Below are 13,422 nucleotides of genomic sequence, written 5' to 3' on the forward strand. Positions count from 1 at the left end.
TCGGACGGTTAGAACGCACGCTTGTCACCCAAATTATCAAGCAGCAGCTTGAGCACGAAACCGGACAGCACCATGGACATGCCGGCCACGCAGACGGTGGTGATCACAAAGGTCAGGTGCACCGACTGCTCCATTGGCCCGCCGACAAAAATCCAACGTAGCGCCAGTAATACATCCGCGACAAAGCCGGCCACGGCAAGCACGCCGCCTGAGAAAAGCAGCCATTCCAACGGGCGACCGCGCATCAGCATGGGTACAAGTCTGCCTCCGTGGACTGGTTGGTAGATCGCGATCGCGACCTTGGCCAGCATCCCGAACAGGATGGCTGAAAGGCCAATCAGTGTCGCCATGGCGGAGAGCGCGACGAAGTGAATTCCGAAATACCACCCACCGATGCGAACAGGCCCGGCAGCGAGGATTGCAAGGCCAACAGTGCCAGGCACCAGCAAGCTCACGCCCGGTATGAGGTACATGGTATCGGGCGCATGGGCCACGATCAGCCGCAGGTGCCGCCAACCATCACGGAATGAGCGCAGATGAGGTGGCCGGTCTCGCTTGTCGGGATAGAGTTTGATCGGCACTTCGCGGATCACCAGGCCTGCGCGATGCGCGTTGATGACCATCTCCGAGGCGAATTCCATGCCGGGCGAGCGCGCGCCTATCCTGCGGAACGCATCGCGGGTGAAACCCCGCATGCCGCAATGGAAATCGTGTACCGGAGAGTGGTGAAGCCAGCGGGCAATCGTTGAAAGCACCGGATTGCCCAGATATCGATGCAGCGGAGGCATGGCGCCAGGCTCGATACCGCCCGCAAAGCGATTGCCCATGACGAGATCGGCACCACCCTCCAAGGCGTCGACGAAGTCGCCGAGCTTGCTCCAGTCGTAGGAATCGTCCGCATCCGCCATGATGAGGTACTTGCCTCGCGCGGATTCAGCCGCTGCACTGATCGCCGCGCCATATCCTTTGACCCGCTGGTGCACGACACGCGCGCCGAGGGACTCGGCAATTTCAACCGACCGATCGCTTGACCCATTGTCTCCGACGACCACCTCACCGCTGATGCCACGCGCGGCAAAGACATCAAGAGCCTTGCGAATGCAGATGCCGAGCGTGCGCTCTTCGTTCAGGCAAGGGATAATCGCCGATACAACAGGAGCCCCCGCATCATCGGCGCTCAGGCTGCTCGGTTCGGCTTGGACCGTCGCGAAATCTGACCTGTTACCCATCGTGCCACCCGCTCCAGCCCGTCGTCAGCAATGCCGACAACTCAAGGCGTGCAACCCGCGCATTTCTGCTGCCCACGCGCGATATATAGCTAGAATAAGTTAGCTAGTAATCAACAGACACGCGCTGTCGAGCGAGTTGGGCGTTATCTCGTTTTCTTGGCGGGAGGAATTTCCCGCTCTCGTCGTAATGGTCGGCATCTCTGGATATGCCATCCAGTTGCTGGCCACCCCGAGGCCATGCCGGACCCGGCCTCTCCTATACGCTTGACCGGCAGTTCCGAGCCGTCTTCTGGCGCCTTCGGACGATCTTGAATTTCCGGTTGGCGCGATGGGATTCGAACCCTTTGCGGGCTGCCGCCGAACAGCCTAGCGGAACAGATACTTCGACACCTCCGGGTTGCCGCGGCGCCACATCACGTTGTCCAGGAAGTAGTGGTGCACGTTGATGAAAATCAGCACGATGAAGAAGAAGAGCGATGAACCGAGCACCTGCCTGTCGTACGGGATCAAGGCAGTCAGCACGAACGGGATCAGCCAGAAACCGAGATATCCAAGTGCGGCACCACCGACGATAAATCCCAAGACCCGCAGCCTGTAGAGCGGGCCAAGAAAGGCCAGGAGCTTCAGCGGCGGATCCCCGACGGCGCCGGGATCGTCGCGCTCGACATTGGTCTGATAGCGCCAAACCACCGCCAAGTACTGGAGCGAGTGGAGCGCGGGCACCACAAGCAGCCAGAGCGGGTTTATCCTCGCAATGAGAATCCAAAGGTAAAGCGATGCGACGTAGGCCACGACGCCGTTATACGGCAGGTTGCCGCCGTTTTTCCGCCAGCGATTGATCAGCATCAGAACCGTGGCCGCCGTGGAAGCAGTCGCCGTCAGCACGGCAATGTTGGTGATCCACGCCGGGGCTGCAAATGTGTAATATTCCAGGCCATAATATTTGCCCTGGGTGACTGCCGTATTCGTCTGAAGCCATGCCAGGATCCACACGGCATAGCTGTTGACCAGCAGCACGTTCTTGTCTCGATCGTCGAAGAATTTGCGCTTCAGGACGGCATCCACCATCAGCATGCCGTAGCCTTGCTTGACGTAGTGCCAGCCGACGAAAAAGAACATCGCATTGGTTGCATATCCCAGCAGGCGTGCGTTCGCCGCCGCCGCGCCATACGCAAAGAACGCGCCCATGATGACGGGAACGACGATGCCGGCGAAAATGTAGCGAAGTTGAAGGCTCCTGTCGTATCCATCCCCGCTCACCTTGCGCCCAAAGTTGCGGTAGAAAAGTTGGTATGAGTGGGCGAAGTGGGGATAGTTTATCAGGTAGGCCACAATGACCATCGTTGCGGCCACAGCGCCTTCGTACTCGAGCGGCACCAAAAACAGAAACGGCAGGATCAGAAATGCGCTGCCACCGAGCATGAGGAAGTCGGCAACCGGGCCGAAGAGATACTTTTGAGGTGCCGCCGCTCTGGGAGCTACAGTTTCCGCCGAAAGGTGAAGTGCCATGTTCGAGCCTCCCTTGGGAAGGCTGAGTTTAGCCATCGACCTGTGTGGCGACAAGGTTGGGGCGCCAAGCGTTCCCGACGGGGCGACCAATCGATCACAGGCAAAGCAGATTGCAGATTAGCCCGCCCCACGGGGTCGAGGCCGACAACCACTCGTGGCGCCGCAACGCGCGGTGGCGATGTCCCTCGCTGGCTTTACGCGGTCCGAAGCCGTTCGATTGAACCTGCGCCTGACGTTGTTGTAATCAAACGCGCAGCGGCGAATGCAGCCAGGATTATGAAAACCGCTGTGACGTTAAGGAAGATCGTCGACGCAAGAACGGTTCCGCTTTGGTCGAAGCAACTTGCGAATTCCATGGTGCTTTATCCCTTCAAACCCACTAACCCCGATCCAGTGGCCCCACACCGCCTGGCTCAGCATGATCCTGATTCAAGGGAAATACAAGTGATTGCTAATGTAGAGAGGGAGGCTGCAGCCGTTCCGCGTGTGCCAGAAAGCACTCCAAGTCTGCCTGTGAAATCTGCTGTGGGTCTTTATGCCTGGCGACCTCCGTTTGAGAAATCACCCGGGGGCTTCAGGTGCCCGGACCGGTAATGCCGTCAAAGACATCGTGAACCTGCGCAGCCAGCATGTCCCGCCTTGCAGGCCGAAGCCGTGCAGCCGCTGCCTCCGGTGACTGGGCTTAACCGCTATTCGGTCTCCGGCGGCACTTCTTTCTTGATCGTCTGAGTATCCGCGGTCGTTGCTGTATCGGCGGGCGCGACGCTCGCAGTCTTCGTCTGTGTGTCGACCGATGCCTGTACCTTCGAATGCCCGGGGCACTCTGCGGATGCAGCGGATATGGAGAGGCCAAGTGCGGCGGCTATTGCCAGCAAAGTTTTCATCGTCTTTCCCCTTTCGTGCTGACGTAGCGTAACCTGTCTGGCGCTGAGGACATAATCACTTTTGCCCTCGCGCGCTTGAACGCACGCGAGGGCAAACCTGTAATTGCGATAGCGCTGATCGGGGACGCCGGTCCCATGTGCCCTCACAGTACCCGCTTCGGAGGGCGTTTTTGTGAACTAGGCAGCCTGCAAAATGATTGATTGTTTTGGTGAGCGCGTCGGGGTTCGAACCCGAGACCTACTGATTAAAAGTCAGGGGATAATTACTAAGCTGCGCTAAGCCGGGCTAACGTACCCGTTGCATAACCTACTGAAAAGGCATAATACTTCAATCCAGCTTAGCTGACTTTAGTTGTCCTTATCGGCACCGATTGTTAGCCAGCCGTTAGCCGGAGGAAGTTTTCCAATGACCCGCAGGCGCAAGTTTTCCGACACTGGCGTTGAGGCGCTGAAGCCCAAGGCAGCGCGCTACACTTCCCCCGATCCCGAGATGCGCGGGCATTACGTTCGGGTGATGCCGTCCGGCGCGAAATCATTCGTTGCCGTGGCGCGCGACCCCAACGGCAAGCAGGTTTGGGCAACCATCGGCGCCGCCGACAAGATGGGCATTGAGAAGGCGCGCACGCTGGCAAGGGACGCCATTGAGCGCATCCGCCAGGGTTTGCCACCCGTCGAACAAAAGGCCGCTCCGGTGACCTTCAATGACGTGCAGGACGGCTACCTGAAGCGCCACGTAGTCGCCAAGGGTTTGCTCTCAGAATATGAAATCCGCCGCTGCCTTGACGTGTATGTCATCCCGCAGTGGGGCAAGCGTGAATTTGTCTCGATCCGGCGCGGCGACGTTGCCGCATTGCTCGACAAGATCGAGGACGAGAACGGCGCCCGGCAGGCGGATTCGGTGCTGGCGATCGTGCGCGGCGTCTGCAACTGGTTTGCCGCTCGCAACGATAACTATGTCTCGCCGATCGTCCGGGGAATGCGCCGCACGGTTCCGAAGGACAGGGCTCGTGAGCGCATCCTGACCGATGATGAAATCCGGGTGATCTGGAAGCACTCGGAAGGCACCTTCGGCGCGATGATGCAGCTTGCCCTCGCGACCGCTCAGCGCCGCGAAAAGCTGATGACGATCAAATGGGACGACGTGTCCATTGATGGCGTCTGGCACGTCCCGAGCGACGACCGCGAGAAGGGAACGGGCGGCGACCTTAAGCTGTCTGCCCTCGCCCTCGAAATCATCCGCAATCAAAGCCGCATTGGGAAAAACCCCTACGTCTTCGCTGGTCGCGGCGACGGCCATTTCAACGGCATGTCGCGGGCAAAAATCAACTTCGACAAGCGAGTGAAGGAAGAAGCGCAGGCGAAGCTAGCGCCGTGGGTGATCCACGATCTAAGGCGAACAGGCCGCTCGCTCATGTCGCGTGCTGGCGTCCGCCCCGACATCGCCGAGCGCGTCCTAGGCCACGTCATCGGCGGCGTCGAAGGGATCTATGATCGCCACGCCTACCGCGACGAGAAGGGCGACGCTCTGGAGCGTCTAGGCGCCCTCCTCGACACAATCATCAAGAACGACCCGAGCGCCAACGTGGTGCCGATCAGGAAGGCAGCACAATGAACCACCAAGAGTTTTTCGACGGTCGCCTCAATAATTGGAAAAAGCATTGGGAAGAAACCGGACTGCTTCCGGTCCTTTTCAGCGCAGTCGGCATGTGCGGCGAATGGAAAATTCCCCTGCCCGAATGGGCATCGCTGGCGGTTCTCAACCTCATCATCGACAACTTCAACACCACATCCAAGCCGGGGGTTAAAGGCTCTCTCGCCCGCCTTAAAAGCCGGATGGTCAAGGACTATGCACACTATCTCCGATGGTCTGCTGTAAGAAGCTGCCTGTTTCTTGCTGGGCTTGATGAACTGCCAGAGCCGGCAAAGAAGGGCCGGCCGTCTATCAAGAGCAGGGGTGATGGACCGACCAGAGACAGCCTGTTGAGCGAGGCGATGCAGCTGCTGAGCAAAAACAAATATGCGCAGGAGGTGACGCAGGACGCGGTCGAGAAAAGTTACATCATCGTCCGAGATTCGAGGGCGGCCGGCGAACACCGCTTTCGCTTTGAAGATTTCGAATTAATTGCGCCTCAAAACGCGACTTAAAGCTTTTTATTTCCCGCTAAGCCCGGTGTATCTGGGGTGTTCTCAACTAGTGAGGACACCGCCTAATGACTACGTTTCTCCGATTCAAAGACCTGAAAGCTCGCGGCATCGTCAGCAATTGGCCGACGTTGCTGGACTGGATCAAGGACGAAGGCTTCCCGCCCGGCAGATATTTCGGGCCCAACACTCGCGTCTGGGCAGACGAGGAGATTGACGCCTGGACGGCTTCGCGTCCCCTCGCCTCCTCGGAAAGCGAGGCGGCATGATGGCCTACATCATCCTCTGCGCCGCCATCGCATTGGCAAATCAGATCCGCTCGGGAGGTGTCGATGCGACCACCTCCTGAAACTAAAAGCCCAGCCGCTAGGGCAAGCGGCCAGGCCTTAGGAGAAGTCACAGGGGCGAACCTAGACTGTAACACTATTACACCGCTCCGCGAGACCTCTCAAGCCGAAACTATCGCCCAACGCCGGGCCGGCGCGCCAGCGCTCACAGCCGAACGCGCACGCGAACTGCTGCACTATAATCCCGAAACGGGCGCCCTGACTTGGCGTGTTCCCAGGGGATGCCAACGCGGCGCGCTGGCCGGAACGCGCACGTCTGAGGGATATACCCAGGTCGAAATTGACTATCGCCTGTACCGCGCACACCGGGTGATCTGGCTTATGCAAACGGGGAAGTGGCCGAAGCAGCTGCTCGACCATCGCAACGGCATGCGCGCGGACAACAGATGGCGGAACCTCCGCGAGGCCACGCCCTTGCAGAACGCAAGGAACAGGCGGCCGGGCAAGAGCAATTCCAGCGGCACCGTTGGCGTTTCATACCTCACCAGCCTTCAGCGCTGGGAGGCCTATATCGGGCTCGACAACCGTTGTGTCAGCCTTGGCCGATTTGTCGAGAAGGATGAGGCTATCTCAGCCCGGCGCCAAGCCGAGCAGCACCACTACGGAGAGTTCGCCGCCGGTGGAGGGCTCCCCGAATGACCGAGCAAATTCAACCGGGATTGAAAAAGGTCCGGGGCATGGCGCAAGCCTCCCTCGACCTGATCGAGGCGATGCACAAGATCGCCGAGGCAGTTCAGCCGATAACCGGCCGCGGCATCGGCTACAAGCTGTTCACGGCCGGCTTGATCCCCTCGATGTCGACCAACGACATGGCCAAGGTCTATCGCCTCCTGCGGATCGCCAGAGAACAGGGCGACATTCCGTGGGACTGGATTGTTGACGAGACCCGAGAGTTGGAGCGGGTTTCGACCTGGGATGATCCTGCCCAGTACGCTCGCGCTGTGGCACGGTCCTACCGTCGCGACTTCTGGAATCAACAGCCGTATCGCGTCGAAGTATGGTCTGAGAAAGGGACCGTTCGCGGTGTCCTGAAGCCGGTGCTCGACCATTATGCTGTCGGCTTCCGCGTCATGCATGGCTTCGCCAGCGCGACCACGGTCAACGACATTGCCACAGACGATGACGGGAGGCCGTTGATTGTCCTCTACGCCGGGGACTTCGATCCCAGCGGCATGTACATGTCCGAGGCCGATCTGCCGCGCCGCCTTGTCGAGTATGGCGGCGCGCACGTCAGGTTCCGGCGTATCGCTCTGACACCAGAACAGACGCAAGGCCTTCCGTATTTCCCTGCGTCCGACAAACGCACAGACAAGCGCTACGACTGGTTCGTCCAGAACCACGGCGCGCATTGTTGGGAACTTGACGCTATGGACCCGCGCGACCTGCGCGAGTGCGTGCAGCAGGAGATCGAAAAACTCATAGAGCCGGAAGCCTGGGCGCGGTGCGAAACGGTAAACGCGGCCGAACTGGAATCTCTTCAGTCGATCCTGTCGGGCTGGAGAACGGCATGACCAAGGCCAGCCCCGTGTTCTGCCCTGATCCGCCGCGCGCCATGGCGGATCAGCGGCTTTCGTCGCTCGATATTCGGGTGTTGATGGCGATCTCCTTCCACGACCGTTTCAGCAAGAACGGCATCGGCTGCACTGCCGGTCATGGCCGATTGGCAAGCCTCGTCGGCTGCCATCTGAAGAGCCTTTCCAGGTCGATCAGGACGCTTGCCGAATGCGGTTATGTCGGCGGCCGAGCGAACCCTCTTAACCCGAGATCGCGGTGCTACTTCGTCATCTACAACGAGATGGATGAGGCCATCATGAAGACCGTCAAGGGTAACCAGCCTGTTACCTACACAGGTAACGAGTTCGCTACCGATGACGCGCCGATAGGTAACCAGTTCGTTCCTGAGAACGGCGCCATAGGTAACCAACTTTCAGAAAACTATGAACAAAATCAAACGGATGCTTCGTATAATATATTAGGCGAAGCCTTAATAGATCCCGTTGAAACGGTTTTAATAGATCCCGTTGAAACGGCGTCATCGACGCAGGAGCCCTGGAAAAAAAGGGGCAACGAACGGGCGAACTCGACCAGCGTCGGCGCCCTGTTGGCGATGGCCGAGCGCTCGATGAAGAACGGCGCCGGGAAGGAAAGACTTCACTATTGGTTTGACTGGCTGGACGGCCTTGTCGGCGATCGTGCGACCCTCACCAACAACGACCCAAACTATGGGCGAGCGTACCGGCTGTTCGAGGAGTTGGGAGGGATGCTCGATGCAGCCTGAGCGCAACAACCTCGCCAGCAAGCGCAAAAGCACCGAGCGCGTTCGAGAGCATCGCGAATTAAAGCGGCAGGGTCTCAAGGGAATTCGGATCTATGTCCCCGCAGACATCGGCGATCGTCTCGTTGATCTCAAGAAGATGGACGAGTGGGACAGTGACGACGAGGAACGCGTCCAGGCCGCGCTTAACAGGGCGTTGCTGAAGGTCCTGGGCGACCTGTGAAACGTGTTTCATGGCCCGATTCGTCGACATGGTAAAACCGCTCAAATGGAAATCAGAGGCTTTCCGAATGTTGGCTAAGACGACTGACGCTGAGAGGAAACTGGCAAACTTCCGTGCAGTCTTGCACCTCCCGGAACCGTCCGAAGAATACCGGCAGGCAGAACGAAATTACCAGGCTGCCATCGATGCTCGCGAGATGGTCACGTCAGAAAAAAACGCCATCTTAGCCGACATCGCGCAAGCCGGATTTACCAGCCCCTTTCAGCGCACGCCCTCACGGACCCCGGCCGACGTTGCCGCCATCGACATCGAGCTAAAGCCGCTTGTCGCGGCAGAGGCAGAGGCCAAGGCAACGCGCGACCGCTTGCGCGGCGAATACGCGGCAACCGCCAAGGCGAGCCTTGCCGGCGCGACCGCCGACTTTCACGTGGCAGTGTCGCTCAAGCTGGATGAGTTGCGCGAGCTGCTCGACATCGGATCTGCCCTGCACGCGGAAGCCCTGCAGGCCAGTATCGAACTTGAACAGCCGATCATATCGGGCGCGGCGAAGTTGAATAGCGGCCTGGTCGAGATGGTCCGCAAAATCGTCGCAAGTTGGCGCCGCTGATGTACCTGAAAATGTGCGCCGAGAACGATCCCGCCAACCTTGACCCGACCCCTGCGGAGATGGCAGCGGCCCGCGCGGCCGCAGAACTGGCGCGCGCCAATGGCTCGGGACCGGATCACTGTCACATTGAGGTTCGCGGCGAGTTCAACCGCGAAAAATATTACATCCTGAAAGGGCAACTTGATGCCGCGCCTTTCGCCCGGAAACTCACCTTGCATATCGATTGCAACGGCGGAGAAGCCATGGCGGTCTTCGATGCCTACGTGATCCTGCGGCGCCATCCGGCAGAGGAAAAGACAACCGTCGTTATTGGCCGGGCTGAGAGTGGCGGACTCGTCGTCGCCATGGCCGGCGATCGGCGGATTGTTCACCGGCATTCCCGAATCCTTTTGCATCCGAGCACGGCAGCGAACCCCTGTGACGGAACGCTGACGGCAGCGCGTCTGGAGGAACTCGCAGCCATGTGTCGCGATGTAGACCGCGACATCATTCGGCTGATCGTCGCAAGGACCGGCGCCGATCCGGAAGTGATCGCGGCGGAAGCCAGTAACGAAATCCATTCCTCGCTCGACTGGTGCCGCAGGGTCGGCCTCGTCCACGAAATCATTGAGATGGAGGAAGCGGCGTGAGCCTCAAGGACTTTCTCGCAAAGAACGAACCGGCAAAGCTTACGCTTGCCACGGTGCAAGCCGAGATCGACCGGCTGTCCGCCAAGGCCGAGGACTTCGAATATAATCACTGGAATAGCGGCGCCCACATTGATGCGGCAAAGCTCATTCGCAGGGAAATAGACACCCTACGGGGTTTCAAGGCGCGGCTGCTCGCCGATCTACCGCCAATTTCGACGCACGAGAAAGACAAGCACTACCAAAAGGGCGCGGTCCTGGTCGATGCAAGCGGCGTGGTCTGGGAGGCCGGACGGCCAACATGGGACAGGCCTGAAACCAAGTCTGACGACTGGCAACCCATCATCGGGACGCCTGCCGAGCCCGAGGCAGTTGTTCAACGGCAGGTAGCGCCAAAGGCCAAGAAACGCACCAAGGCAACGAAGGGAAAGACTGAGGCCGACGAGGCGGAAGAGCAGGTCTATCAGGCTGAGGTGGATGAGACCTTCAACGCGCTTATCGAGGATCTAGGTTTCGAAGATCTAGCCCGGCCGCTTTCAACACGAATGACGGTTAGCCTGGTCGCACAGGTTTTAACCATCCTAGATCGCGCCTGTTCGAGAATTAACAAGCGCGTCGATGAGATCGGAAGCAGGCCTGGTCTCACCTATCGCGGCGTCTTCCGTGCCGATGTCACCTACCGCCTAGGTGATGTCACTACCCACGCCGGCAGCGCATGGCATTGCTGCATCGAGAGCGTAACCGGAGTGTGCCCAGGCGACGGGCAAGCGATGTGGCAGCTGATGGTAAAGCGCGGCCAAAACGGAAAGGACGCAAGGCCATGAACAACACTGCTGTCAACGACAATGACCCGAACAAGCCCGTCGCCTTCTACATCACAGGCAAAGGCCAGGACTGGGCAGGCGATCCGCAAGTCCTGGCCGCCACGCTCCGCGGTTGCCTCGCTCGGTTCGAGGAAGGCTTTGGCCGTCTGCCTGAAGAGAACGAAAGCCAAATGATCTGGGCTGCAGTGCAGCGCTATCACGGCGTGCCCGAGCAGAACATCGAGCCCGCAGAGATGAGGCAGCAGTGATGACCGCGCACACCCCTCGGGGGGCCAAAGGCGATTTCCCCAAGTCAAAACCCGCGACCGGTCCCGCCCCACAACACGCAATAACGTCCTGAATTTTAGTTTGAGGTGTGAAATTTTCCATGGGTGTTAGAGGCAGAAAATCCACCGCCGAAATGTCGATCGCAACCAAGGTCGACGGCAAGTTCATGCTCCCGCCAGAGGGTCTGAGCCAGGCCGAATCCGACGTTTGGCTGGACGTGGTTCGGTGCCTTCCCCCTGATTTCATCGCGAAAGAAGCTTCCGAGATGCTGGCGGCCTATTGCCGGCACGCCGTCTCGACGCGCGACCTCTCGACAATGATCGCTCGCTTCAATCCGCGATGGTTGAAAGTCGACGGCGGTTTGGCTCGCTACGAAAAGCTATTGCGAATGCGGTCTGTCGAGAGCCGCGCCATGCTGGCCTGCGCCCGAAGCCTGCGCCTGACATCGCAGAGTCGCGTCGACCCGAAAACCGCCGGCCGCGCTCGCCGCAACGGAATGCTGCCCTCATTTTACGACCTTCAGCCCGACGAGTTCTTCGATGACTAAACTGGGACTCCAGCGCACGCCGAACCTTCCTCCGACGGGTTTTCTGAAGCCCGGTGAGAAAGCGGACGGCTCGCACCTTGATGCAGTCGATCGTGAGGCACTGGAGAGGTCAATCGAAATAGCGTGCCAGGATAAGCGCGCGGGCCGCGCCGAACAGATCGCATGGAAAATCGCCAACAATGATGGAGGCTGGTTCGAGGCGGCAATCTTCGCGTCATTCTGCTGCCAGGTGGATTCACTGCGTCTGAAGCCGTGGGAAAGCCCGCCGGTTCATGGTCGCAAGGAAGATCCGCAATCGTGGCGCCTTCTCCGGCGGATGTTGAAGGCAGGCATTTCGCAATTCGAGCCCGACCCGGCGGCGGCACTGATGAGGGCCAAGCGATGACAGACACCGTCGCCATCAACGACAAGTGGGCTCTCGATGCGCGGATGGGTCCGGTCTTTCAAACGACCGTCACGCCATTGATGGGCGGCTACGAGGATCGAAACCAGGACTGGCCTATCGCGCTGTGGAAGTACGAGGTCGAGCTTAGAAATCGACCGATCGCTGAAATCAGGGCTTTCGTGGCGCACCTCCTAGGCCGGCGCGGTTCAATGCACGTCTTCCCACTGCGCGATCCGCTCGACAACACGCTGACCGACGAAAACATCGGGACCGGCAACGGCGTCACGCTCGAATTTCAAATCAAGAAAACCTATGCTGACGACGATCGCCCATATCGGCGGCCGATTGCCATAGTTTCCAACCTCGTCGTGAAAGTTGATGGCGTCACGCAAGTCGAAAGTGTCGATTTCAACACCGAAGATGGTTGGATCGGTTTCCTGAATGATCCTCCCGCCGCCGGCAAGGCGATCACAGTCAGTTGCGATTTTCTGATCCCGGTCAGATTTGAGGCCGACCAGAATTTCCTCACGCTGCCGATCGGTCCAGGCACATCGAACGCCTTCGCGTCGGCTGGACCATTTGTTTTGTTGGAACGGCACGTCCCCAAGCCGGATCTTGGTATCACACCGCCCACGCCGATGGTCTACAGCTACGAGGGCTCGACGCTCGATAATTCGAACCTGACGACTTACACCTTCGCGGCCAAGAACGTCGGCGCTGCAGGCGCGGGTCGCGTTATCGCTTTGGCGGTTCAAACTCGCCCGACCTCCATCGGGACTCCGAGGTCCATTACGGGTGTTACCGCTGACGGTGGTGCCATGACGGCCGGACCATCTTTTACCGGGGGGAGTTCAGGTCAGCCCACGATAGCCTGGTTCTACCGCGTGATACCTACGGGGACGACCGTGACGTTCGTAGTCACCTTCAGCAACGGTACGCAGAACTGCGCGATTGGAACGTATCGGCTGTTCCCCGCCAGCAGCACGCCCGTCGATACCGCAGTGACTGCCTTGACCGGTACATCAGCAATGCTGACAGACCTCGAAGTGAAAACACAGGGATTGGCTTTGATCCTTGTCGATTCCGGCCGCACCGCCACCCCTCAACTCAACTCCAACTCATGGGGCGGCGTGGACACCCCGATTCACGATCTGACTGACCAGATAAGTGATCAAAACGGATCTCTGAACCTTTTTTCCATACCGACAACCGAAAACGATACCAGCCGAGATTTCACGGCCACGGCTTCCGGAGATAGCGTGGTGATAGCCGGTATGTCGTTCCAGTGATTTAGCCGGCGATCGCCATCCCGAGGCCGACGCCCAGGCGCTGGCGAGTCGCCTTCAGTCGCCTTTCCACCGTTACCCCAAGGTGGCTTCCTCAACGTCAAAGCAGATCCCACCCTTTTCTAAAAGCAAGGGATTGCTAGTATGCCTTGACGGAGATGGGGGCGTAGTGATGCCGAAGAGGTCCAAGAAGGCCTATCCGAACAGCGATCGCTTCGAGGAAGACGGGCGGCGCCTCTAAAGCGCCCATGACGCCGCTAGGACCGCGAAG

At 59.2% G+C, this 13,422-nt stretch carries 17 protein-coding genes and 1 tRNA gene; 14 read left to right on the forward strand and 4 right to left on the reverse strand.

Going from position 1 to position 13,422, the window contains the following annotated elements:
- Nucleotides 1–8: 8 nt before the first annotated feature.
- From DH08_RS08000 to DH08_RS08015, 4 genes are all read right to left on the reverse strand, one after another.
- Nucleotides 9–1,229, reverse strand: coding sequence for a glycosyltransferase family 2 protein (locus tag DH08_RS08000; RefSeq protein ID WP_192178802.1), 1,221 nt, complete (start codon nt 1,227–1,229; stop codon nt 9–11).
- 366 nt (nt 1,230–1,595) lie between these two features.
- Nucleotides 1,596–2,738: a hypothetical protein gene (locus tag DH08_RS08005; protein ID WP_192178803.1), complete on the reverse strand. Its 1,143-nt coding sequence runs from the start codon at nt 2,736–2,738 to the stop codon at nt 1,596–1,598.
- 689 nt (nt 2,739–3,427) lie between these two features.
- Nucleotides 3,428–3,622 (reverse strand): hypothetical protein, encoded by a 195-nt coding sequence (locus DH08_RS08010; protein ID WP_192178804.1) that lies wholly within the window; start codon nt 3,620–3,622, stop codon nt 3,428–3,430.
- A 211-nt stretch (nt 3,623–3,833) separates the two neighbouring features.
- Nucleotides 3,834–3,900: transfer RNA gene (locus DH08_RS08015), tRNA-Lys, on the reverse strand.
- Nucleotides 3,901–4,028: 128 nt separating this feature from the next.
- Here DH08_RS08015 and DH08_RS08020 point away from each other — a divergent pair.
- The 14 genes from DH08_RS08020 to DH08_RS08085 all read left to right on the forward strand — a co-directional run bounded on the left by DH08_RS08020 (nt 4,029) and on the right by DH08_RS08085 (nt 13,154).
- Nucleotides 4,029–5,234, forward strand: coding sequence for a tyrosine-type recombinase/integrase (locus DH08_RS08020; RefSeq protein ID WP_192178805.1), 1,206 nt, complete (start codon nt 4,029–4,031; stop codon nt 5,232–5,234).
- The gene (locus DH08_RS08025; RefSeq protein ID WP_192178806.1) at nt 5,231–5,767 is read left to right on the forward strand and encodes a hypothetical protein; all 537 of its coding nucleotides are present in this window, start codon (nt 5,231–5,233) and stop codon (nt 5,765–5,767) included. Before DH08_RS08020 ends, DH08_RS08025 begins: the two co-directional genes overlap by 4 nt.
- 65 nt (nt 5,768–5,832) lie before the next feature.
- A complete protein-coding gene (locus tag DH08_RS08030) occupies nt 5,833–6,033 on the forward strand; it encodes a helix-turn-helix transcriptional regulator (RefSeq protein WP_192178807.1) in 201 nt (66 codons plus the stop codon).
- Nucleotides 6,034–6,096: 63 nt separating this feature from the next.
- Nucleotides 6,097–6,750 (forward strand): HNH endonuclease signature motif containing protein, encoded by a 654-nt coding sequence (locus tag DH08_RS36830; protein ID WP_282595028.1) that lies wholly within the window; start codon nt 6,097–6,099, stop codon nt 6,748–6,750.
- Nucleotides 6,747–7,622, forward strand: coding sequence for a hypothetical protein (locus DH08_RS08040; RefSeq protein ID WP_192178809.1), 876 nt, complete (start codon nt 6,747–6,749; stop codon nt 7,620–7,622). The genes DH08_RS36830 and DH08_RS08040 overlap by 4 nt, the downstream gene beginning before the upstream one ends.
- On the forward strand, nt 7,619–8,389 hold the full coding sequence (locus tag DH08_RS08045; RefSeq protein ID WP_192178810.1) for a helix-turn-helix domain-containing protein: 771 nt from the start codon (nt 7,619–7,621) through the stop codon (nt 8,387–8,389). The genes DH08_RS08040 and DH08_RS08045 overlap by 4 nt, the downstream gene beginning before the upstream one ends.
- Nucleotides 8,379–8,609 (forward strand): hypothetical protein, encoded by a 231-nt coding sequence (locus DH08_RS08050; protein ID WP_192178811.1) that lies wholly within the window; start codon nt 8,379–8,381, stop codon nt 8,607–8,609. Before DH08_RS08045 ends, DH08_RS08050 begins: the two co-directional genes overlap by 11 nt.
- A gap of 10 nt (nt 8,610–8,619) precedes the next feature.
- Nucleotides 8,620–9,216 carry a hypothetical protein gene (locus tag DH08_RS08055; RefSeq protein WP_192178812.1) on the forward strand — a complete coding sequence of 199 codons (597 nt, stop codon included), beginning with the start codon at nt 8,620–8,622 and terminating at the stop codon, nt 9,214–9,216.
- The gene (locus DH08_RS08060; protein ID WP_192178813.1) at nt 9,216–9,845 is read left to right on the forward strand and encodes an ATP-dependent Clp protease proteolytic subunit; all 630 of its coding nucleotides are present in this window, start codon (nt 9,216–9,218) and stop codon (nt 9,843–9,845) included. The genes DH08_RS08055 and DH08_RS08060 overlap by 1 nt, the downstream gene beginning before the upstream one ends.
- Nucleotides 9,842–10,666: a hypothetical protein gene (locus tag DH08_RS08065; protein WP_192178814.1), complete on the forward strand. Its 825-nt coding sequence runs from the start codon at nt 9,842–9,844 to the stop codon at nt 10,664–10,666. The genes DH08_RS08060 and DH08_RS08065 overlap by 4 nt, the downstream gene beginning before the upstream one ends.
- Nucleotides 10,663–10,914, forward strand: coding sequence for a hypothetical protein (locus tag DH08_RS08070; RefSeq protein WP_192178815.1), 252 nt, complete (start codon nt 10,663–10,665; stop codon nt 10,912–10,914). Before DH08_RS08065 ends, DH08_RS08070 begins: the two co-directional genes overlap by 4 nt.
- Nucleotides 10,915–11,066: 152 nt before the next feature.
- Nucleotides 11,067–11,480, forward strand: a complete 414-nt coding sequence (locus DH08_RS08075; protein WP_192178816.1) for a hypothetical protein — start codon at nt 11,067–11,069, stop codon at nt 11,478–11,480.
- A complete protein-coding gene (locus DH08_RS08080) occupies nt 11,473–11,865 on the forward strand; it encodes a hypothetical protein (RefSeq protein WP_192178817.1) in 393 nt (130 codons plus the stop codon). The genes DH08_RS08075 and DH08_RS08080 overlap by 8 nt, the downstream gene beginning before the upstream one ends.
- Complete coding sequence (locus DH08_RS08085; RefSeq protein WP_192178818.1) at nt 11,862–13,154, forward strand: DUF2460 domain-containing protein; 1,293 nt, start codon at nt 11,862–11,864, stop codon at nt 13,152–13,154. The genes DH08_RS08080 and DH08_RS08085 overlap by 4 nt, the downstream gene beginning before the upstream one ends.
- The last annotated feature ends 268 nt before the right edge of the window (nt 13,155–13,422 follow it).

The sequence above is a fragment of the Mesorhizobium amorphae genome, assembly GCF_014843845.1.
Classification (GTDB): domain Bacteria; phylum Pseudomonadota; class Alphaproteobacteria; order Rhizobiales; family Rhizobiaceae; genus Mesorhizobium; species Mesorhizobium amorphae_A.

Excerpts from the sequence above, each read along its gene's own strand:
- DH08_RS08005 (WP_192178803.1), bottom strand. The coding sequence starts at position 2,738 with ATGGCACTTCACCTTTCGGCGGAAACTGTAGCTCCCAGAGCGGCGGCA.
- DH08_RS08055 (WP_192178812.1), top strand. The coding sequence starts at position 8,620 with ATGGCCCGATTCGTCGACATGGTAAAACCGCTCAAATGGAAATCAGAG.
- DH08_RS08030 (WP_192178807.1), top strand. The coding sequence starts at position 5,833 with ATGACTACGTTTCTCCGATTCAAAGACCTGAAAGCTCGCGGCATCGTC.
- DH08_RS36830 (WP_282595028.1), top strand. The coding sequence starts at position 6,097 with ATGCGACCACCTCCTGAAACTAAAAGCCCAGCCGCTAGGGCAAGCGGC.
- DH08_RS08060 (WP_192178813.1), top strand. The coding sequence starts at position 9,216 with ATGTACCTGAAAATGTGCGCCGAGAACGATCCCGCCAACCTTGACCCG.
- DH08_RS08080 (WP_192178817.1), top strand. The coding sequence starts at position 11,473 with ATGACTAAACTGGGACTCCAGCGCACGCCGAACCTTCCTCCGACGGGT.
- DH08_RS08000 (WP_192178802.1), bottom strand. The coding sequence starts at position 1,229 with ATGGGTAACAGGTCAGATTTCGCGACGGTCCAAGCCGAACCGAGCAGC.
- DH08_RS08085 (WP_192178818.1), top strand. The coding sequence starts at position 11,862 with ATGACAGACACCGTCGCCATCAACGACAAGTGGGCTCTCGATGCGCGG.
- DH08_RS08020 (WP_192178805.1), top strand. The coding sequence starts at position 4,029 with ATGACCCGCAGGCGCAAGTTTTCCGACACTGGCGTTGAGGCGCTGAAG.
- DH08_RS08070 (WP_192178815.1), top strand. The coding sequence starts at position 10,663 with ATGAACAACACTGCTGTCAACGACAATGACCCGAACAAGCCCGTCGCC.
- DH08_RS08075 (WP_192178816.1), top strand. The coding sequence starts at position 11,067 with ATGTCGATCGCAACCAAGGTCGACGGCAAGTTCATGCTCCCGCCAGAG.
- DH08_RS08010 (WP_192178804.1), bottom strand. The coding sequence starts at position 3,622 with ATGAAAACTTTGCTGGCAATAGCCGCCGCACTTGGCCTCTCCATATCC.
- DH08_RS08045 (WP_192178810.1), top strand. The coding sequence starts at position 7,619 with ATGACCAAGGCCAGCCCCGTGTTCTGCCCTGATCCGCCGCGCGCCATG.
- DH08_RS08025 (WP_192178806.1), top strand. The coding sequence starts at position 5,231 with ATGAACCACCAAGAGTTTTTCGACGGTCGCCTCAATAATTGGAAAAAG.
- DH08_RS08050 (WP_192178811.1), top strand. The coding sequence starts at position 8,379 with ATGCAGCCTGAGCGCAACAACCTCGCCAGCAAGCGCAAAAGCACCGAG.
- DH08_RS08040 (WP_192178809.1), top strand. The coding sequence starts at position 6,747 with ATGACCGAGCAAATTCAACCGGGATTGAAAAAGGTCCGGGGCATGGCG.